The sequence below is a fragment of the Acinetobacter sp. ANC_7655 genome, from assembly GCF_056784015.1.
In genome coordinates this window covers 44,519-66,160 of sequence record NZ_JBWYJB010000002.1, presented here as the reverse complement: position 1 = coordinate 66,160, position 21,642 = coordinate 44,519, and the positions used below count along the sequence as shown (strand labels likewise).

Sequence of the window (21,642 nt, the reverse complement as noted above, 5' to 3'; positions counted from 1 at the left end):
GAATGATTAAAAAAGGACGCATTATGCGTCCTTTTTTGATTCTGTATCTAATAATTTATTAGAAACGGAATTTAGCATTTAAGCCAACAGTTTCAGTATCACGGCTAGAACCATTTTCAGCGTTAGCATTTACATAACTTGCACCAACAGCTACAGCTGGAGTGATGAAGTAGTTTACGTTAGCACCGATAGCTGAGCTTGGAGTGTCATTAAAGCTTGATTCAGTATAAGAAACGCCTGCGCTTAACTGTGGATTGAAGTAAAGGTCAGATTTTAATTGGTAAAGTGTGTCTTCACCGTATACTAAACCAGCTTCAAAGCCAACAGACATATTTGTATCAGTGATGCCGCCTACATATTTAGTACGAGCTGTGATCGCATCTTGATCTTCAGCAATAGTACCTGTTTCAAGTGCTGAGAATACGCTGCCGTTGTTGATTGCTTTAAAGACATCAAAAGAGTATTGATCAGCAACGCTTGTATAACCTACAGCAACTAAGAAGTTTGGAAGTAACATTGCACCAAGTTCTAAAGCATAACGATCGCCGTTACCATCTGCTAATTTAGCAACTTGTGGGTGGTTTAATGGGTTGTTTGCAGTGAAATCATTTTTAGCATCAGTTTTTGAGTGGCTATATGATGCGCTTGCATATAAAGGAATAAGTTTAGTTGGGATGTAAGCTTCAGCTTTAGCACCGTAGTTATGTTGTTCTGCTTTAACTTCTTCATTAATACCGTAAGCAGGTACTTTAATATCAGCAGAATATTCACCGAAATTATAAGCCACAGATACATTAGATGCCTGATTTAAGAAAGCCGCTTCAGCTAAAGGACCTTTAGTTGAGTCAACATTCTTGAAGTAATAAGTACCTTGTACAGAACCAGTGTAGTTATCATTGTTCAATGAGTCATCAAAGTATTCAGCAGCCCCTTGTACTTCAACTTGATATGCGTGTGCCCCAGTCATTGCTACTAATAAAGCAGTGGCTAAACTAATTTTTTTCATAATAGTTACCAAATAAATGTCGAATGAATATGCAGTAAATATTGTATTGTAACAATGTATTAAGTCAATGATCTTTAAGGTAATAGTCTGCTGGTCTAAATTTATTTTGTGTGTTATGTCTTGATACAAGAAGATTAAGAACATGAATTTTTGAACATTTTATTCAAAAATAACAATGTGATAAGGAGATTTTCAACGTCGATTAAGCTTAAAAAATTGCATCGAAATTATACAAAAAAAAGATTATTAGAATCGGATAAAACGTATAAAGAAAATGTTAATTTACATGAAATTTAAGATTTTCGTTTAATTTTAACTCATTTGAAAATAAATAATGTGACTTTTTTCACCTACTTGGTAGTAAAGTGTTAGGTCTATTCGGAATTTCAAAGGGTTGCGATGTTTGCAATTTAAGTTAATTTTCACATAATTACATGCTCGTTAACTAAGTTTTTTTTTATATTTAAATAAATTGAGTTCTGCCTTTTAGATTTACTAAATATTATAGTGGTTATTTCTCTTATATGCCCAGCTTTCCCCAAGGCTGGGTTTTTTTTTAACTTATATTTATTTGCACCATTATAGTGCATAACTGGGTGTATTCTTTATCAATACTGAGCAAAAAAAAACCTAGTTTTCATAGAAAACTAGGTTTTTTCGCCAAAACTTGAGGGAAATACAGAAATTCTGCTGAGGTATATTTCTATCTCGCCCTAATGTGGGGCATTATGCACCAGCATATTGCACATGTAAATATTATTTTTAAAAAAAGTGTTAAAAATAGACAAAAAAATTGGAAATAATCTGTCAAAATTGAATTAAATGCATTGGTCAAATTGGAACATTAAATTGAAAGGAATCTACGTTGTTGCACTTTTTTTAACGTCTGTTTTTTTATCTGCCTGCCAGGCCTTAGATCATATTAATCCGAGAATAAAAGCATACGATTTAAAAGACGATTCAATGCTGAATAGCAGTGAATCAAAGAATCAGCATCATATTGAGACCCTATTTAATCAGCAAAATATTCAAGGTGTATTTATCACCTATGATGGCAAACACGTTAAAACTTACGGTTCTGATCGAACAAGAACAAAAGAAAATTTTATCCCTGCATCCACTTTTAAAATAGTGAATGCTTTGATTGGATTAGAACATCATAAATCAACTCGGTATGAAGTGTTTAAATGGGATGGAAATAAGCGTTCATTTGATAGTTGGCAACGTGATTTTACGCTTGGTGAGGCCTTACAATCATCTGTTGTACCTGTGTATCAAGCCTTACCACACCGTATTGGACCAACATTGATGCAACAGGAATTAATTCGAATTCAGTATGGAAATGCAAAAGTCGGGGATGAGATAGATCAGTTTTGGTTAAAAGGTCCTCTAGAGATTACACCTGATCAACAAGTTAAATTTGTTTATAGATTGGCACAGTTGTCATTGCCGTTTCGTAGAGATGTACAACAAGATGTAAGAGACATGATGTATGTCGAATCACGTGGTGCGAATAAGCTATATGCCAAAAGTGGTTGGGGAATGGATATTGAGCCTCAGGTGGGCTGGTATGTGGGTTTTGTAGAACAAGCCAGCGGTCAAGTCACTGCCTTTGCATTAAATTTAGAAATGAAAAATGGTGATAAAATTCAGCAACGGAAGGAAATCACTTTAGATATTTTAGATCGACTTGGTTTATTTCATTATTTACGTTAAAAGTCATATAAAAGATAAAAAAAACCCAGCCGATTGGGATGGCTGGGCTGAAAAAGGATGTTCTGTATGTGGGAGAAACATCCGAGGGTAGAATAAAATTCATTAAGCAAATCTGATATGAATCAGTGTCTTTGCAATGTAAGCATTATGGTTTAAAGGATGAGGTTTGTATAATGATTAAAAATTATGCGCATGATCTATTTTTTCGATGCTGATTAAGTGATCAAAATAATCATCTGATTTTAATTCAAAAAAAGTAAATACTGCCAAATATGTCACTTGTATATTGGTGGAAAAATAATTTAAATATTGAACAAAAAAAATTTACGGCATTACAATAGTGTGATATTTATCACATTGTTTCTTAAATAAAAACTTGTGCTTTAAGTGCTTTTTAAGCATGGTTATATTGTAAAATATAACTAAGTTCAAAGAAATTTTATAAATCTCACCGCTTTATACGGTCTTTTATTTTAGAGGTAGTTTGGATGTTAAAATCACATTCCGAGCAAATTGGTCGCCGCCTATTTGTGTTCGTGATGATTATCGTCTTATCTATCCTCTGTATTTCAATCCCATTGGTCATTAGCCATTATCGCGAATATCAGAAATCACAAATAGCATTGATTGAAATTGAAAATCTTCGAGCTGTTGCTGCTCTAGCGAACCGTATTTCACGCGAGCGTGGCCCTGCGAACATGGCAATGTCGAGTTCACAAGAAGAGTTTGAAAAAAATAAACAAGCGCTTATTGAGTATCGCGCGGGAGTAGATGAACAAATTAAGGTCTCGATTCATCGATTAGATCAGTCTGGATATGATGGGTTAGAAGAGTACGTCGCTCAATACCTAAATCCAAAATTAGCGGAAGGTCGCAAACAAGTCGATCATTATATTTCGTTGCCATTTGCAGAGCGTACGCCTGAAGCTTTAGATCAAGCTATTCTTACAATGTTTAATGCGTGGGATAGCAGTCATGATTTACTGAAGAAACTGGTAATGCAGTCTAAAAGTAAAGACAGTTCGATGGGGCATTATTACACCATGATTTTGGTGTTGGCTGATTTGCGAGATCAGGCTGGACGTGTTGCTTCAAATGTAACTGCACATGTGACATTTCAGCAGCCGTTACCAAGTGACAATATTGCACGCGCATTACAAACGCAAAAACAAGTTCGCTATTTGTGGGATTTAGTGAATACCATTCAACCCGAACGCCATCGTACAGCTGAATTCGCTCGCTTACACCAAGAAGTGAAAACTCAGTTTATTGATCAAGGTTTACCTATCATCATGCGATTAATTGATGAAAGCCGAAAGGGACAACCTTATTTTTTATCAGGGACTGAATTAAGTGTAGCTGTATCTGGTAAATTCTTAACAGTTATCGATTTACAAGACTATTTGCTCAGTAAGAGCGTTGAAATCGCAAAGTCAGAAAAAGACGCGAATCAATTGAACTTCCTACTCACGTTGATAGTCTCTTTAATTTCACTATTGGCTGCTTTATTTACGATGATCTATGTTCAACGTAAAGTTATTTCGCCGCTTATCATGGTGAGAGATAAATTAGTTGAATTGTCGTATGCCAATGCTTTGGTCGATAGTCATTTTATTGAAGATCAGCAGAAGCAAGTACATTCATTACACGAAGCGATGCAAAAACTTCAGAAAATGTTGCATCAACGTGATGAATTTGAGTTTGAATTAAAGAATATTGCCAATACTGATAAATTAACAGGTGTTTCAAATCGTTTTGCTTTAGAAGCCTATACCAAACTTATGGAAGCTCAGCCCAATAAGTTTACCCAAACGTGTTTGATGATTGTAGATATTGATTATTTTAAACAGGTTAATGATCAGTATGGTCATGTGGCAGGGGATCAAGTCATTCAGCAGGTGGCAAATTGTTTAAGTCATAATGTTCGATCAACTGATTTAGTCGTTCGCTTTGGTGGGGATGAATTTTTGGTGTTGATTGAAAATTTAGACCTTGAACATGGGTTACGTGCTGCAGAAAAGATGCGTAAGGGTATTGGTGATTTACAATTTACAGATGAGCAAGGTCAATCATTTACGGTTTCGATCAGTGTGGGTGTTGCGGTAGGTGCTGATTCTTGGAAAGCATTATTTGCTAAGGCAGACCAAGCATTATTTAGAGCGAAAGCGCAGGGACGCAATACGGTTTCAAGCTAAGATTATGTGAATATTGGCTGTAATCACGTCCTCAATTGTCAGTTAGATTTTTTATTAAATTTGCGTAGTAGTTTCCTACTTTTGAAAGAAAAAAGTAGGCAAAATGCTTTTGTTTGATTGAGGATACATCCTTATATCTTAATCAAACGGGCGACATCCAGGTCGCTTTCATGTGATTGGATTTCAGTTAAAAATTATTTAGGAATGGCTTTATTTAAACTTTGATAAAGTTGTTTTCTAGTCTCTAATATACTTGCTTTATATTCAGCAGTTTTCTCAATTGAAACAGATTCTTTACGAAAACATGTATAGGAATTAAAAGCACCTACAAGTTCACCGTATCTTCTCAATATTTCTTGTTGATCTTTATAGTCATATAAAAGTAAAAGCCCTTCATTTTTACTTAATAGATTAAAGTCATCAAATAGGTTTTCTCGCAGAGGAGAGAGTCTGTCGCTAATTACTTCTTTATCTAATACAGGCTTTTTAATTTCAAAATCAAATATAGCCCAAATTTTTAAAATTAAATGATTTATTTACTCTATATCAGAAGAAATTTTTGTTAAAAGATTACGATTAAACTCTTTGTTTTCCTTATTTTGTTGTGCCTTCAAATTTGCCTTTTGATTGAAATAAGTAATGATCCCTGTAATGAGCGCACCTAAACCAATTTTAATAGCTGTATCTAATATTTCTAATAAAGTCATAAGAAAAAAAAACGGTGAATGAATCACCGTATTAGCATAATAAATTATTATTTTGAAACCTCCCTAACCCTCCTTTTCAAAGATGAGGAGCATTAATCCGTAAGGGGGGAGATTATTTCAACATCGGCTTTAAGAATCTCGCCGTATGCGAAACCTTATTTTTCGCTACTTCTTCAGGTGTACCTTCAGCAATAATCATACCGCCACCAGCACCACCTTCAGGACCTAAGTCCACAATCCAGTCGGCAGTTTTAATCACATCTAAGTTATGCTCAATCACCACAATGGTATTACCTTTATTGCGTAGCTCATGAAGAATATCTAAAAGTTTGGCAATATCGTGGAAATGCAAACCTGTGGTTGGTTCATCCAGCACATACAGGGTTTTACCCGTATCACGTTTGGCAAGTTCGCGCGCAAGTTTCACACGCTGTGCTTCACCACCTGAAAGCGTGGTTGCCGACTGACCCAAACGGATATAACCTAAACCAACTTGATGTAAAGTTTCTAAACGACGATGAATGACAGGAATCGCATCAAAGAAATGCATTGCATCTTCAACGGTCATCTCGAGTACGTCAGAAATGTTTTTACCTTTATAGCCGACTTCCAAAGTTTCACGGTTATAACGCTTGCCGTGGCAGGCATCGCATGGCACATACATATCCGGTAAGAAATGCATCGCCACTTTAATCATACCGTCGCCTTCACAAGCCTCACAGCGACCACCTTTCACGTTAAACGAGAAACGACCTGCGGCATACCCACGTGCTTTGGCTTCTGGGGTTTGAGCAAAGAGTTCACGAATTGGCGTAAACAAACCTGTATAGGTTGCAGGGTTTGAGCGCGGTGTACGTCCAATTGGGCTTTGGTCAATATCCACGACTTTATCGAGGAATTGTAAGCCATCAATCGAATCAAACTTTTCAGCGGTTAACGTGGTTGCACCGTTCAATTGTGTTGCTGCAAGCGGTAATAAGGTGCGGTTAATGAGGGTTGATTTACCTGAACCCGAAACACCTGTTACACAAGTCATAACACCCAATGGAATAGTCAAATCGACATTCTTTAAGTTGTGACCACATGCACCCATCAGCTTAATTTGCTCATCAGGTTTTGGTGGTTGTACACGCGTTTTTGGCACTTCAATTTTTAACTTGCCTGACAAGTATTTGCCGGTCAGAGAGTCTTCATTGGCTGCCAATTCATCATAAGTCCCCTCGGCAATGACATGACCACCATGCACCCCTGCACCAGGACCAATATCAATAATATGATCCGCTGCACGAATGGCATCTTCATCATGCTCTACCACTAAAACGGTGTTGCCCAAGTCACGTAAACGAACCAAAGTCTCAAGCAAACGGTCATTATCACGTTGATGCAAACCAATCGATGGCTCATCCAGCACATACATCACGCCCATTAAGCCAGCACCAATTTGCGAAGCTAAACGAATACGCTGTGCTTCACCGCCTGATAAGGTTTCGGCTGAACGAGATAGACTTAAATAGTTCAAGCCTACGGATACAAGGAAGTGCAAACGCTCACGAATTTCTTTAAAAATCTTATCGGCAATTTCACCTTTGGCGCCTTCAAGATTGAGATCTTGATAATAGCTTTCAGCATCGCCAATCGACATTTTGGTGATTTCGGCAATGGTTTTGTCTTTGACACGCACATGACGTGAAATTTCATTGAGACGTGAACCGCCACAAGCGTCACATGCAGCATTCGATAAATACTGAGCTAAATCATCACGTACATAGTTTGATTCAGTTTCACGGTAACGACGTTCTAAATGTGGTAAAACCCCTTCGAAAGCCATCACACGGTTATGACGGCGACCACGTTCATCGATATAGCTTAAGTCAATTTTTTCTTTGCCTGTACCGTAAAGGAATTTCTTTTTGGTATCCGCATCAAGTTCATTCCACGGCGTATCAAGAGAGAAGTCGAAGTGTGCAGCGACTTTTTCAATCATGCTGTAATAGTATGGACGCTGACGATCCCAACCACGAATTGCCCCTTGGCTAATGCTGACTTCGGGGTTTGGAATGAGTTTGTCAGAACTAAAATGGCTGCGTGTCCCTAAACCATCACAGACGGGGCAAGCACCAAATGGGTTGTTAAAAGAAAACAGACGAGGTTCTAATTCGGCAACGGCACGGTCACATTCAGGACATGAGTGTTTTGCTGAGAACACACGATCAGATTGTTCGCCTTTCATCCATGACAAAATTGCAATATCGCCACCTAAACGCAGTGCGGTTTCAAAACTTTCTGCAATACGGTTGCCTAAGTCATCGCGGACTTTAAAACGGTCGACCACGACTTCAATGGTATGTTTTTTCTTCTTATCCAGTTCAGGCGGTGGATCAATTTCCATGATTTCACCGTCTACACGTGCACGGACGAAACCTTGGCTTTGTAATTGCTCAAATAAATTGGTGTATTCCCCTTTGCGCTCACGTACAACAGGAGCAAGTAACAATAAAGCCGTACCTTCTTCAAGTGCTTTAACCGCATCAACCATTTCCGACACGGTTTGTGCCACCATCGGCAAGTCATGCTCAGGGCAGTAGGGTGTACCCACTCGAGCATACAACAAACGTAAATAGTCATAAATTTCAGTAATCGTACCGACCGTTGAACGTGGGTTATGACTGGTTGATTTCTGCTCGATGGCAATAGCTGGGCTTAAACCTTCAATCGAATCGACTTCAGGTTTTTCCATTTGTGACAGGAATTGGCGTGCATAGGCAGATAAAGATTCCACATAGCGACGTTGACCTTCTGCATATAAGGTGTCGAAAGCCAGTGAAGATTTACCTGAACCTGAAAGTCCCGTAATCACCACGAACTTATCGCGTGGAATATCAAGGTTCACATTTTTTAAGTTATGGGTGCGTGCGCCTCGAATACGGATATGACTTTGGCTCATAAAACATCTCGAAAATATGCTGAGTGAAGGTGATATATGATAGCGATTTAATTTTGTTCAAGCACAAATGAAAAATAAAACACGACAAATTATGTCGGTAAAATTTCATTGAACAGCAAAAGTCCAATGTAAAGTGCTTTGAGAGCTCCTGCAATCTGATTTTAAATAGATGAACAAGACAGAATCAATTCGCAAATTTGATGTCATGATGAGCCATAGGATGTTAAATATAAGTGAATTTCGGGTGAATATTGATCAGCAAGCACGTGAATAGTGACGTTCGAAAATAGAGTCCACCTGTTCAAAACATATATGTCTTTCAATAGCATGATGTTGACGTGCGTAAAAATTTACTTCTTTTTCTAAGTGTTGAAGAAAATTGTTATATTCGGCTTCGAAATGTTGTAAATCTAGAAAATCAAAACGTATAGAGCTTGAACAAGAGTATTGAGCAATGAAGTCGAGCATTAAATTTTGAATATGATGATTGGTAAAATAAATGAGATATGTGGCAGCAGATCCACAGTGTGTACAGCCTTTTTCTAAATAAACTTCTTCATTATTTAACCAACAGCATTGTAAAGTGAAATATGCACGGATTGCTTCTGTTCCCAGTGAATGTTGCATAGAAAACCTCAAGTAAATTTTATTTATGATAATGAGAATTATTATCAATAATAATTGTGCTTGAAGTTTGCTTTAAAATCCAGTCTTAAATCCATTTAAATCGAAATGAGCCTGAAAGTCGGCAATGCAGTTTAGATCACCGACCTTTAATTTGGTTATGCAGGTGATAGCATCATGAGTGATCTAGGCTTAACCATTGACGTTGATGATAGGCACTATCCCAGAATAAATATTCGAGTTCAGCTCCTCGTGTGTAAGCTTGATGCATTTTTTCAATGGTATGTTGATCGCTTTCTGCCGCAACACGGTCAATAATTTCAATGACTTTTCGTACTTCTTCGTTGAAATGCTCGCCAGCATAAGTGTCAATCCAAGCTTGATAAGGATTATTTGCAATATTACGTTTAAGAATGTCTTTGCCCACTTCAGCATAAATCCAATAGCACGGCAGTAATGAAGCTAAAACGACAGGATAACTCTCTGACCATGCAGTAGCTGTCAGAAATGAGGTGTAATGATGGCAAGCAGCAGTCAAAGGTGTATTTTCAAAATCAGCTTTAGTGATGCCGAATTCGTGCATAAAACCATTGTGCAGTTCACGTTCAACCACAATTGCTTCATTAGCGCCTTGCGTAAATTGAATAATGGCATCGGAGTCATATGCTTTAGCACCACAAATAGCCAATGCTCGACCATAGGCAACTAGGTAATGCGCATCTTGGATGACGTAATGGCAAAAAACTTCTCGATCGAGTGTTCCAAGCGCCAGCTCTTGGTTAAAAGGGAGTGCTAATGTTTTTTGATATAAATCGTAGTTTCGTTGCCAAACGGCTTCTGAAAAACGCATAAATCCATCCTGAATAAAATCATCTCTAGGTATCATCTAAGATCATATCAATTTGTCGTTACAAAACTAGCTTGAGCGATACATCATCTTCAACAAAAAAATCATACGAAGAACTTTGGATTAATTTTGAAAAATCGTCATAATTAGCACAGTTTAATTGAGTGTCTTTTAGCGCTAGAGATCAGACATTCAATTTATAGAATTTTTACAAATCACTAAGCACAGACTTCACTTAATATTCGTCATATAAAAATCCTAAGTTTATGTTTTGTAAAATTTTTATTGATTCACCTCATTTTTTATAAGGTCGCTAGATTATGTGGAAACATTTTGGTTTCTCTATCGTATTCACGATCGTGTGTCTTGCGCTGTCTGCCTATTGGGGTTATACCCATGGTCCAGAAGCTGGCCTCAAGACCATGTTCACCGTACTGACCATTACTGCAATTTTAGCTGTGATGGAAGTTTCACTTTCTTTTGATAATGCTGTCGTGAATGCTTCAGTGCTTCGTCATTGGGATCACTTTTGGAAAATGCTTTTCCTGACTGTAGGTATTCTCATTGCAGTATTTGGTATGCGTTTAATCTTCCCAATTGTGATCGTCGCGGTCACAGCGGATATGGGCATGATGGAAGTTGTCAATTTGGCATTAAATGACCCTAAAGAATATTCGGCACGACTGATGAATCATCATCCTGAAATTGCAGCATTTGGTGGTGCATTCTTATTGATGGTATTCCTTAACTTTTTCTTGGATGATGGTAAAGACACGCATTGGTTCAAATGGATTGAGCGTCGTTTAGCGAAATTGGCATCTGTACCTGCACTATCTGTATTTGTTGCTTTAGTGGCTTTACTGATTATGGCAGCTAATGTTGATGAAGCTAAGCGCTTAGTCGTGACTATGGCGGGTATCTGGGGTATCGTCATTTATATTGGGGTACAAGTACTGAGCCATTTGCTGGGTGGTGAGCCAGAAATTGATGAAAATGGTAATGCAATTGGTCACGATAGTAATGGTGTGCCAACAGGCGTAGTCAAAGCAGGTATCGGCGGGTTCTTGTATTTAGAAGTATTGGATGCATCATTTAGTTTTGATGGTGTGATTGGTGCTTTTGCCATTACTTCAGATGTTGTGGTGATTATGTTAGGTCTTGCGATTGGTGCCATCTTTGTTCGTTCGATTACCATCTATCTCGTTGAGAAAGGCACTTTAGATGCTTACATCTATTTAGAACATGGTGCGCACTATGCAATTGGTGCATTGGCTTTCATTATGATTGCGAGTGGTACAGGCGTACATGTTCCTGAAGTGGTAACAGGTCTGATTGGTGTAGCATTTATTGTTTGGGCAGTGATTGCATCTATTCAATATAAGAAGCGTCAAGCGCTACAAGGCTAGATGAATACATCAAAAAAAGCACAGCATAAGCTGTGCTTTTTTTGGCTTAAAGCTTTTGCTCTAGGGAAAACAGATGGTGTTGATCTTTATTTCAAATAAAATTCATGCCTGTTCATCAGCCGAATATTCTATAATCAAAGTAGACATAGAAATCACGCGATAACCTAAATTTTATGATGAATGCCTTAGAACGCCGTTCCACATTTGCATTGAGCAGCATTTTTGCATTGCGAATGTTAGGTCTGTTTATGATTGTCCCGGTCTTTTCTGTTGCGGGACAGGCTTATGAATATGCAACACCTGCTTTGATTGGTTTGGCCGTAGGTGTGTATGGTTTGACTCAGGCAATACTACAAATTCCTTTTAGTTTGATTGCAGACCGTTATAGCCGAAAGCCGCTGATCGTATTGGGTTTATTGTTGTTTGCCTTGGGTGGTGCAATCGCAGCAATGTCAGACACAATCTATGGTGTGATTATAGGGCGTGCAATAGCTGGGGGTGGAGCTGTCTCTGCTGTCGTCATGGCGTTATTGGCAGATGTTACGCGTGAAGAAAATCGTATGAAGGCGATGGCAATGATGGGGATGAGTATTGGTCTCTCTTTCGTTATTGCATTTAGTTTAGGGCCATGGTTGACCAGCGTGGTGGGTATTTCAGGCTTATTCTGGGTGACCACACTCATGGGATTACTTGCCATTGCAATGCTATTTCTTGTTCCCAAAACAACACGTCATCATAAAAATTTTCAGCAAGGTTATCTCACTCAGCTAAAACAAGTTTTGAAAATGGGCGATTTAAATCGCTTACATGTTTCTGTGTTTGCTTTGCATTTATTGCTGACGGCGATGTTCATCTATGTGCCTTCTCAATTGATTGACTTTGCAGATATTCCTTTAGCTCAGCATGGTTTGATCTATCTTCCCTTATTGGTAATCAGTTTATTTTTTGCTTTTCCTAGTATCATTCTTGCTGAAAAATATCGAAAAATGCGAGGTATTTTTCTGACTGCGATTGCTGGGATCATCGCCGGTTTGATCGTGATGATTTTTGGATTTGAATCGAAATACATTTTGTTGCTTGGTTTAGGTCTTTTCTTTATTGCCTTTAATGTGATGGAAGCACTACTGCCATCTTGGTTATCGAAGGCAGCACCTATCCAATCCAAAGCGACAGCAATGGGTGTGAATGCCAGTGGTCAATTCTTAGGTGCTTTTTTTGGCGGTATACTGGGTGGTCAATTGCTGATGTTAAATAACACTGCTCTAGGCTGGGGGGCACTCACAGGAATTGCCATTCTTTGGCTGTTGATTAGTTTTGGGTTAAAGCAGCCACGTTATTTATCATCACTGATTTTGAGTTTGCCCAAAGTCCAAGAAACAGATGAATGGACTTCTCAGTTACTGGCAATTCGTGGTATTGAAGAGGTCGTGGTGATGACTGATCAACAAGTGGTCTATGTCAAAGTTGATAAGCAGCAGTTAGATGACACTGCGCGACAACATTTAACGCACTTGTTGGGTAAAGAGGTAGCCATTTAATCATAACTCTTATAAAGTAAAACATAGAATCGAATAGGAAGATTAGAGCACATGCGCGGCGTGAATAAAGTTATTTTAGTTGGTACTTTAGGTAAAGATCCTGAGACAAAAACATTTCCCAATGGTGGTTCATTAACGCAGTTTTCAATTGCAACAAGTGAATCTTGGACAGATAAAAACTCAGGTGAACGCAAAGAACAAACAGAATGGCACCGTATCGTCTTACATAATCGTTTAGGTGAAATTGCACAGCAATATTTACGTAAAGGTTCAAAAGTTTATATTGAAGGCTCTTTACGTACCCGTCAGTGGACAGACCAAAATGGTCAAGAACGTTACACGACTGAAATTCGTGGCGAACAAATGCAGATGTTAGATTCTAATAATCGTCAGCAAAGTGAAAATGGTGGTGAAGGTTATAATCAACCACGTTTTAATAACAACCAAGGCAGTGGTTATGGCAACCAAGGTGGTTATAACAATAATAATCAAGGTAGCGGTTATGGTAACCAAGCTGGTTATGGTAATAACAACGTTAACCAAGGCTTCCAAAAGCCACAAAATCAACCAGCGCCGAAGCCAATGGCGACAGCACCATCTGATTTAGATGATGATTTACCGTTCTGACACATACCTGAGAGTAGTTTTTGTTAAATTTTAATGTTTTTTATTATTTAACAATGAATTAAATAGTTAAAAACCCTTTGTATAACAAAGGGTTTTTTGTTTTTATGGTGATATAGTAAAACGTTTGTTCATAGTTGAATTAGGGATAGTTGAATGAAACACGGGATTATATTTTTAACTTGTGTGCTGTGTAGCAGCATGAGTTTAGCACAATCACCACAATGGACCATGTTTGATCGGGATGATGGGGGCTGGTCTTATATTGATAAAATGACTATTAAATCACTCGATCAAGCCTCGCATATTTTTGAAATTGACTATAAATATGTGTATGAACATGGCGTGCCCTCATTAAACATCAAACCAAAGGGCTACATACAAGCCGTTCATCAAATTGATTGTCAAAATAAAGCCAGAGCCTTTGTAAAAAGTCAGCGTTTTACACCTCAAGGTAAAGCCGTAGATGATAATAATTCATTCGATACGATTTATTTTGAACCCATGTCAATGCAACTTTCTAAAAATATTAAATTAATTGAGATGTTGTGTATCAAATAAATTGAATCATTTTAAAGAGCAGAGCATTGTGACATTATATTTGAATCAATGTGTCATCATTCAAAGCCTATGAGCATATCAAGGCTTTGCATGATAGTTACTCTAAAATTAGAATTTACCATTCATAACGTAAACGGAATAAATGCATATCTGGGGTTTGGAACGTATCATGTGTATATAAACGTTCATAATCAAATCCAAAACCATGGTTAAATCTAGCTGCTATACCAACACCGAGATCACGGCGTTTAAACTCTGAGCCACTGGTATATTCAAGTTGATTTCCCATGATATAGGGCTGAATGAATTTGATACCGTATTCTTCAATCTTGAAGTGCTGTCCCGCATAAAATTCAACGCCATAAGCCTCAGTATTCAGCAATGATTGAAGTTGAAAATCGCTCGATTCACTGTAAGCATCAAAATTTGGAACTAGATTTTTATACCAACCAGCGCCAAAGCTAAGCATCCATTTTCCATCAAAATAAAATAATGAACTTGCCCAAATTTCTTGCTTTAAATCATGTTTATCTTGTTGATTGTTCAGACTAGCATCGTTGTACTTCCATGAGGTCGCCCAACTTAAATTTTTATTTAAATGCACATCAACTGCCAATTCGACACCATTTTTACGTTGATATTGCACATCCGTATCTGCGACCGTCGTACTATCCTTGAACAAATAGCTGGCATATAAGTTTGCTTTATCCATTTTGAACTCATAACGTAAAGTTTTATGAGCTGCTTGCGTACCATCTGTATAAGCGACAGGGCTCCACGTTTGGGGCTGAGCCAAGGTTGAGTAATTCCATAGGTCAGTTTTGGCACCTACAATGTCGTAATAAATACTATAGATTTTTCCAAATTTAACGGTACCGTATTCTGAATCTCGCAGACCAATATACGCCTGTTCGGTGGTGATGTTTTCATCAGAGGAACGGTAATGACCGTCCCAATCCAGCATCTTGGGAAGATTGATATAGTTTTGATAGCCTGCAATTAAATGCAAACGTTCATTCCATGCATAATCAGCATTGGCATAAATACGGCTATTTGAGCTATAGCCATCTCTGCGATATTTCTGATTTTCGTTAGATTGATCGTAATGATCGAAATTTAAGGCTTGTAGGCGAATACTACCAGACGTGGTGAGTTTTAAACGATCGGATTCACTCACAATTTGCTGTTCATCAATGAGTGTTATCTCGGCAAATGTAAGATTTGAAAAAATAAAGGTGCAGGAAAGCAATAGCTTGTAAAAGCATGGTTTTGACATAGTAACATCCGTGTGACTAAATATAAATTAAGCTGGTGATTCTGCTGATTAAAGCTGAGTAGAAATTAGGTGGTCTTTGTCGATTGAAAATATCGTTCCAAAATGGAGTAGTGGTTAGTGTCTACAAAACTCAAGAGATGCGTGAATTCAGGCTCTAGTTGCTGTCGAATTTGATAATATTTTTGGCTCTGCCATTTCAGTTCTGGTAACTCATCGAGTCCATACGCAATCGTACAGGGCTTCGCAAAGTGTGTAGAATGTTCAACTGGACTTAAGTTTTTAATGTCTAGCTCAGATAAATTTAGCGCCTTGTTTAAATGCGTTTCTTGAATCGGTTTTAGGTCATAGATACCACTGAGTAATACCGCTGAACCAATCAGGGGGTGATCTAAATTTAAAGCAGCTAAATGGGCACCGGCAGAATGCCCAACCACAATGACATTGGAGCTGATCCAAGTTTGTTTGTGGATATAATCGAGCGCTTTGCGAATTTGTAGATTAATCAGATTTAAACTACTTTGAGGTGCTAAATCATATTCAACCAACACACATTGAGCATTTTGCTTTAAAACAAATTCAGCAACAAAGGCAAAATCCCTTTTTTCACACCATTGCCAATAACCACCATGTATAAAAATAACAGTAGTATTGGTGGCAACAGGTGTGGGGAAAAAATCCAGTGTAGATCTTCTCTGAAAGTCGTACTGTAAATCTGCAATATGATGGTGTTGCATATAAGTCGCTTGGCTCATTTTTTTAAAATCAGACAAGATCTGATTTTCATCCACCACAGTTTTCGAGTTGTCATAGAGCATGATTTACAGCTCCTTTACTAGGCTTGTTCATTTTCAGTTAATTGATGCTTTAAGGATGATTTCTTCATTTGATAGAAAATGATTAACATCACGATAAAAGGCACGCCAAACTGGAGAGTTGATTTAAATTCTTGCGTAAACCATGTGGTAAGCGTAATTGCAAGAATGGCAAACAAACCAATAAAGGAAATATAACGACTACCAGGAATGCTGTATTTGAGGTGGATATTATTTTTTGCCAAGTTCTTTCTAAAGAAGTAGTGTGTGGCAAAGATCGCCCCCCAAGTAAATAAAGCTCCAAACATGGACAGTGCAATCATGATTGGAAATGCTGATTCGGGATTAATGCTATATACAATACTCGCCACGGCAATACCTGTTGCCGAAAGTAGCAAGGCATTGATGGGCACCCCATTTTTACGAATTTTACCAAACAGTTTCGGTGCATCTCCTGAACGTGACAAACTGAATAACATACGCGTTGAGATATATAACATGCTGTTCATTGCGGACAGTGCTGCCACAATCACAATGAAGTTTAAAATATGATCAGCAAAAGGAATGCCGACAATTTGCATAACAGACACGAAAGGACTGGTTGCACCTGGTGCTATCAATTGAGTCCATGGAACGAGAGTGACAATTAAACTCAGCGATAGTAAATAAAATAGAAATAAGCGAATCGCAGTGCTTTTGAAAGCGTATTTAACTGCTTTTTCAGGATCATTGGCTTCACCTGCAGCAACCGCGATCATTTCGATACTGAGATAACTAAAAATAGAAATAATGACACCAATCCAAACACCTTTAAATCCATTTGGCATAAAGCCATCATGTGCAGTGAGATTGTGAGTTAGCGCTTGATGAGGATTTGGATCTTGCGTCAAAATACCTATTGCCAACAGAATAAACACAATGATGGCAAACACTTTGATCGTCGAAAACCAATATTCAACTAAGCCAAATGCTTTGACACTATAAGCATTTACTGCGAGAAGTACGGTTGAAAAAAACACGATCCAAATACCTGAACCGACATGAGGAAACCAAAGTTTCATATAGTCAGCCACGGCGGTAATTTCTGTGCCTACAGCCAACACGATACATGCCCAGTAGCTATAACGAACTAAGAAACCAGAAAGTGGGTTGATATAATGTTCAGCGTAAGCACCAAACGAGCCTGAAGTGGGGTGTTGTACAGTCATTTCTGCCAAGCAAGCCATTAGTGCAAAAGCAATTAATCCGCCGATCGCATAGCTTAGAATGACAGCAGGTCCTGCAAAACTAATGGCAAATTTACTACCCATGAATAGACCGGTGCCAATGGCACCGCCTATTGCAATCATGCCCATTTGTTTAGCGGTTAATTTTTTATGTAATCCTGCTTCGCGTGTTTGAATTTTATCGAAGTTACTCATAAGCCCTCCTGGCCATGGTGATATAAAGTGAGTAACTGAATTAAGTTACTTGACCTCGCACCGAATATTTTTCATTTTTCCATTCTTCATTCAGCATCACTTGTTTAAGATGTTGAACAGCATGCCAAATGTCTTCATGGCTTAGGTACAAAGGTGTGACCCCAAATCTGAGCACGGCTGGCTCTCGGTAATCTCCAATCACACCACGTGCAACAAGCGCTTGGACAATGGCATAACCGTGTTCATGGCAATAACTCACATGACTACCACGCTGTAAATGATCGATTGGTGTAATTAACTCAAAACCAAATTCAGCACATTCCTGTTCAACCAATTGAATAAAGAGATCTGTTAAATTTAGAGATTTTTCTCGGATCTTTTGCATGTCAGTTTTTAAGAACACATCTAAACCACATTCGATCAAACTCATGGACAAAATACTTTGTGTGCCACATAAAAAACGACGAATGCCTTGAGCTGGCTCGTAGTGATCAGCCATATCGAAAGGACGTTGATGACCCCACCATCCTGAAAGAGGTTGCCAAAATTTATTTTGGTGTTTTGCATTTACCCAGATGAGGGCAGGAGAACCTGGTCCACCATTAAGGTATTTATATGTGCAACTTACGGCAAAATCACTTTGGGTCTTGTTTAAATCGATTGGAACGGCGCCTGCAGAGTGGCATAGATCCCAGATGACCAAAGCGTTATGTTGATGAATCGTTTGGTTGACCTGTTCCATGTCATAGAAATAGCCTGAGCGGTAATTGATATGTGACAACACCACAACTGCCGTTTGATGGGCTTTCAGAGTGGATTCTAATTCATCAGGATGTTCGATTAAAACCAGTTGGTAGCCTTTTTGAACAAGGTCAATATAACCTTCAATAATATATAGGTCAGTCGGGAAGACATCCTTTTCCGCAATAATCACTTTACGTTCAGGAGCGATTTCAGCTTGGATTTTGACAGCAGCAGAGAGTGCTTTAAATAAGTTGAGTGTGGTTGAATCAGAGATCACCGTTTCGCCTGGATTTGCCCCAATGAGCTGAGCCACCTTATCACCTAACCGAGTCGATAATCCCCACCAATCCGCTTTGTTCCAGCTATTGATGAGATCTTCTCCCCACTCTTGACTCACCACTTCGTGAGCACGTGTTAAAGCAGATTTAGGGCGTGCCCCAAGGGAATTTCCATCTAAATAAATGGTGTTCTCAGGTAAAGCAAATTCATTCTTTAAGTGGCTTAGTTTGTCTTGAGCATCCCATGCTTTGCATTGTTCTAAAGTAATCATTTTTAACCTGACTTAGTCCGTGTTATTTCATTCGATTTTATCACGGCATTTTTTCATATTTATCCGATAATTATGCTTGAAATTGTTCTAAAACTGGATAGTATTCGAATTAAATATAAAAAATCAGGATGATATTTAGGAATGAATTTAGACCTCATTGATCATAAAATTTTAAGACTATTACAACAAAATGCACGACTAAGTCATCAAGAATTGGCAGATTTAGTGAATCTTTCTGCTTCAGCATGTCATCGACGTGTCAAAATTTTAGAAAACAATGGAGTCATCGAAAAATACCAAGCAAAAATTAATTATGAAAAATTGGGTATTCAGGTTGAGGCGATTGTCGAAATTAAACTCAATCAGCTGACCGAATCAGATCATCAGCATTTTCTGAGCCAGATTCGTAATTTTGATGAAGTGATCAATGCTTTTATCATTACAGGGGATTCGAATTACGTTCTCTTTGTGGCCACCAAAGATTTAAATGGGTTTTCCCAGTTTATTATTAATAAGTTAAACAAAATTAAAGGTATAGCCAACATTAATTCTAAAATTATTCTTGAAAAAGTGATCGAGAAGACCTTCATGTGATCATTAATTTTTTTATGAAAAAAGTGAATCCGTATTTTAAAATCAACCTCGAATTGATTTTACAAGCGATGTTTTTTTTATGAGTTAAAACACATAAAACTGCTATTATGGTTCATCTTTTTTTTAAAAATAATTCTATGAACGAACATTACAAATATATATACACTAAATTTAGTTTTTTTGGTTCATTACCTACATATAAGGTGTTTCTGAATGAACAAAATAAGATCGTAAAATGGGTCTTTGCTGATAACTCTTTTATCTATGGGTATATATCTGATTGGGCATTGAATCATTCTGGTTTAGATGTGGGAAAGGCTACTTGGGCTGAAGAGTCGACATTATTACTAAATAATGAAAAATTTAAACTCAATTTGTATAGGTCTTTACATCAAAAATTTAAAACAGAATTATCTGAATAATTTATCTAGTAACAATAATGATTTTATAGTTTTTGATAAAAATAAATTATTTAGATTGCTATATATCTCAAATTAGCGTACAAATGCACTTGTTGATGCGGGATGGAGCAGTCTGGTAGCTCGTCGGGCTCATAACCCGAAGGTCGTTGGTTCAAATCCAGCTCCCGCTACCAATTAAAAACTAATTTAAAAGTTTACAACCTAATTGCGGTCGATCTGTAGTTAGGTTTTTTTATTAAAGAAAATTAAATCAATAAATCAATTAAATATGTGTTATATTGGTTTTCTAGAATTATAATTTTATTGTTTACTAATTTTATTTTGATCTGATATTAATTACATCTTTCATTCTATTAAAAGTCTATCTTCAAAATTATTTTCTAATTATTCATTACATAATATAGGAAATAAATGATGTCTAATTTAACAACTGGTACTGTTAAGTGGTTCAACGAAACTAAGGGTTTCGGATTTATCGCTGTAGATAATGGTCAAGATGTATTTGCTCATTTTAGTGAAATTCGAGCAAATGGTTTCAAGAATCTAGTCGAAGGACAGCGAGTTCAATTTGTTGTACAACAAGGTCAGCGTGGCTTACAAGCAAGTGATATTGTAGCTATTTCATGAATACCTCATTAATTGAGGTGAAAGATCAGTTTGAAGTTAAATATGCAGTGATAGGTACATTTAATACTTCGCAGCATGCTTCGAACTTATCTCAAATAAATATTAAATTTATCACTGTTGATAATGAAAATATAAGACCTAGTTTTGATTTAAATTTTCATAGTTTAAATACTGGTAAAATTTACCAGCTCATTTAAATATTAAAATTAAACCATAAAGTATTTTTTATGGTATAATCGTTGTTGATCGAATCCGTAAGCGAAACGGAAGTGTTTAGATAGAACTTAGAATTGCGTATTCTCAATTTATAGATTTTAATATCTATGATGTCTAAACAGTTAACGCAGAGCATGAACTCGCACCATGCCGATCTTAGAAGTCCACAATCTCATTGTGGGCTTTTTATAATTAAATACATGCTAATGTAAAATTGTAATTTGAATTATAGGCTTGAGCCTCTTCGATATCAGAATCCATACTCTCGATTTAAATATTTAATATTATTTTTAATTTTACATGAGCTCATGAATGAGTAAGTGAAAATGAATATCTCTAATGGCTGGACTACAGCAAAAGCAGTGAATGGTGAAACCATTCGAATTAACATTATCCCATTTCATAAAGTTCAAAATACGATGAGAGGGCAAATTCTTGTAGAAGTTTCTAAACAAGTTGAAGTCGAATCAGGTGAAGTATTTGAAATAAACTTAGATGGCCGATCTTTTTTCTTGGGATTTAATAATCTATATAAGATTATGATTTAAAAATATTTTTCATAAAAGTCTAATGCGAAAAATTAGACTTTTATGGAAATAGAATCATAATACTAGTAACAGAATTATATAGATCACGATTAAGATTTACCCCATACATACCAATGATGATTTTATAAAAAATATCCGAAAATTATGTGAATAAAAGTTGGATAACTCATTTTTTAACATTGTTATTTTTAAGTAAAACTATAATGAGAATATCTTTTTAACATACTAAGATAAATTGCTGTACAAATAGTGACCTGTGTAAGT

18 protein-coding genes and 1 tRNA gene are annotated in these 21,642 nt (G+C 37.2%); 10 read left to right on the top strand and 9 right to left on the bottom strand.

The genetic code is table 11. The features are described from left to right. Positions 1-58: 58 nt before the first annotated feature. Entirely contained in the window at positions 59-1,006 is a 948-nt protein-coding gene (omp33-36, locus tag AC1M9N_RS04320) for a porin Omp33-36 (RefSeq protein WP_481595757.1), read from the bottom strand. An 849-nt stretch (positions 1,007-1,855) separates the two neighbouring features. Here omp33-36 and blaOXA point away from each other — a divergent pair. Then, complete coding sequence (gene blaOXA, locus AC1M9N_RS04315; RefSeq protein WP_481952007.1) at positions 1,856-2,722, top strand: class D beta-lactamase; 867 nt, start codon at positions 1,856-1,858, stop codon at positions 2,720-2,722. A 488-nt stretch (positions 2,723-3,210) separates the two neighbouring features. Beyond that, complete coding sequence (locus tag AC1M9N_RS04310; RefSeq protein ID WP_481952006.1) at positions 3,211-4,917, top strand: GGDEF domain-containing protein; 1,707 nt, start codon at positions 3,211-3,213, stop codon at positions 4,915-4,917. Positions 4,918-5,453: 536 nt separating this feature from the next. On the opposite strand, the gene AC1M9N_RS04305 is transcribed toward AC1M9N_RS04310, so the two are convergent. The 4 genes from AC1M9N_RS04305 to tenA all read right to left on the bottom strand — a co-directional run bounded on the left by AC1M9N_RS04305 (position 5,454) and on the right by tenA (position 10,042). Then, a complete protein-coding gene (locus AC1M9N_RS04305; protein WP_481952005.1) occupies positions 5,454-5,624 on the bottom strand; it encodes a hypothetical protein in 171 nt (56 codons plus the stop codon). Between the two features lie 112 nt (positions 5,625-5,736). Then, the gene (gene uvrA / locus AC1M9N_RS04300; RefSeq protein ID WP_180028471.1) at positions 5,737-8,568 is read right to left on the bottom strand and encodes an excinuclease ABC subunit UvrA; all 2,832 of its coding nucleotides are present in this window, start codon (positions 8,566-8,568) and stop codon (positions 5,737-5,739) included. A gap of 255 nt (positions 8,569-8,823) precedes the next feature. After that, the gene (locus tag AC1M9N_RS04295; protein WP_481612722.1) at positions 8,824-9,195 is read right to left on the bottom strand and encodes a hypothetical protein; all 372 of its coding nucleotides are present in this window, start codon (positions 9,193-9,195) and stop codon (positions 8,824-8,826) included. 172 nt (positions 9,196-9,367) lie between these two features. Next, positions 9,368-10,042 carry a thiaminase II gene (gene tenA / locus AC1M9N_RS04290; RefSeq protein WP_481586851.1) on the bottom strand — a complete coding sequence of 225 codons (675 nt, stop codon included), beginning with the start codon at positions 10,040-10,042 and terminating at the stop codon, positions 9,368-9,370. 317 nt (positions 10,043-10,359) lie between these two features. On the opposite strand from tenA, the gene AC1M9N_RS04285 reads away from it, so the two are divergent. The 4 genes from AC1M9N_RS04285 (at position 10,360) to AC1M9N_RS04270 (ending at position 14,168) form a co-directional block, all read left to right on the top strand. Further along, positions 10,360-11,445 carry a DUF475 domain-containing protein gene (locus AC1M9N_RS04285; RefSeq protein WP_179999088.1) on the top strand — a complete coding sequence of 362 codons (1,086 nt, stop codon included), beginning with the start codon at positions 10,360-10,362 and terminating at the stop codon, positions 11,443-11,445. 173 nt (positions 11,446-11,618) lie between these two features. Then, positions 11,619-12,983: an MFS transporter gene (locus tag AC1M9N_RS04280; protein ID WP_481954319.1), complete on the top strand. Its 1,365-nt coding sequence runs from the start codon at positions 11,619-11,621 to the stop codon at positions 12,981-12,983. A gap of 51 nt (positions 12,984-13,034) precedes the next feature. Next, positions 13,035-13,610, top strand: a complete 576-nt coding sequence (gene ssb, locus AC1M9N_RS04275; protein WP_481954318.1) for a single-stranded DNA-binding protein — start codon at positions 13,035-13,037, stop codon at positions 13,608-13,610. Between the two features lie 153 nt (positions 13,611-13,763). Continuing rightward, a complete protein-coding gene (locus AC1M9N_RS04270) occupies positions 13,764-14,168 on the top strand; it encodes a hypothetical protein (RefSeq protein ID WP_481954317.1) in 405 nt (134 codons plus the stop codon). A 115-nt stretch (positions 14,169-14,283) separates the two neighbouring features. On the opposite strand, the gene AC1M9N_RS04265 is transcribed toward AC1M9N_RS04270, so the two are convergent. From AC1M9N_RS04265 to kynU, 4 genes are all read right to left on the bottom strand, one after another. Beyond that, entirely contained in the window at positions 14,284-15,444 is a 1,161-nt protein-coding gene (locus tag AC1M9N_RS04265; protein ID WP_481954316.1) for a porin, read from the bottom strand. Positions 15,445-15,509: 65 nt separating this feature from the next. After that, the gene (locus tag AC1M9N_RS04260) at positions 15,510-16,259 is read right to left on the bottom strand and encodes an alpha/beta hydrolase (RefSeq protein WP_481954315.1); all 750 of its coding nucleotides are present in this window, start codon (positions 16,257-16,259) and stop codon (positions 15,510-15,512) included. Between the two features lie 17 nt (positions 16,260-16,276). Beyond that, positions 16,277-17,677, bottom strand: coding sequence for an amino acid permease (locus AC1M9N_RS04255; protein WP_180028467.1), 1,401 nt, complete (start codon positions 17,675-17,677; stop codon positions 16,277-16,279). A gap of 40 nt (positions 17,678-17,717) precedes the next feature. After that, positions 17,718-18,971 (bottom strand): kynureninase, encoded by a 1,254-nt coding sequence (gene kynU / locus AC1M9N_RS04250; RefSeq protein WP_481954314.1) that lies wholly within the window; start codon positions 18,969-18,971, stop codon positions 17,718-17,720. 141 nt (positions 18,972-19,112) lie between these two features. Here kynU and gigD point away from each other — a divergent pair, with 141 nt between their 5' ends. The 4 genes from gigD to AC1M9N_RS04230 all read left to right on the top strand — a co-directional run bounded on the left by gigD (position 19,113) and on the right by AC1M9N_RS04230 (position 21,378). Next, positions 19,113-19,565: an Lrp/AsnC family transcriptional regulator GigD gene (gene gigD / locus AC1M9N_RS04245; RefSeq protein WP_092766480.1), complete on the top strand. Its 453-nt coding sequence runs from the start codon at positions 19,113-19,115 to the stop codon at positions 19,563-19,565. Between the two features lie 518 nt (positions 19,566-20,083). Next, positions 20,084-20,160 (top strand) — tRNA-Met (locus tag AC1M9N_RS04240). Positions 20,161-20,401: 241 nt separating this feature from the next. Continuing rightward, positions 20,402-20,614 carry a cold-shock protein gene (locus AC1M9N_RS04235; protein ID WP_035267602.1) on the top strand — a complete coding sequence of 71 codons (213 nt, stop codon included), beginning with the start codon at positions 20,402-20,404 and terminating at the stop codon, positions 20,612-20,614. 542 nt (positions 20,615-21,156) lie between these two features. After that, positions 21,157-21,378 carry a hypothetical protein gene (locus AC1M9N_RS04230; RefSeq protein WP_035267598.1) on the top strand — a complete coding sequence of 74 codons (222 nt, stop codon included), beginning with the start codon at positions 21,157-21,159 and terminating at the stop codon, positions 21,376-21,378. The last annotated feature ends 264 nt before the right edge of the window (positions 21,379-21,642 follow it).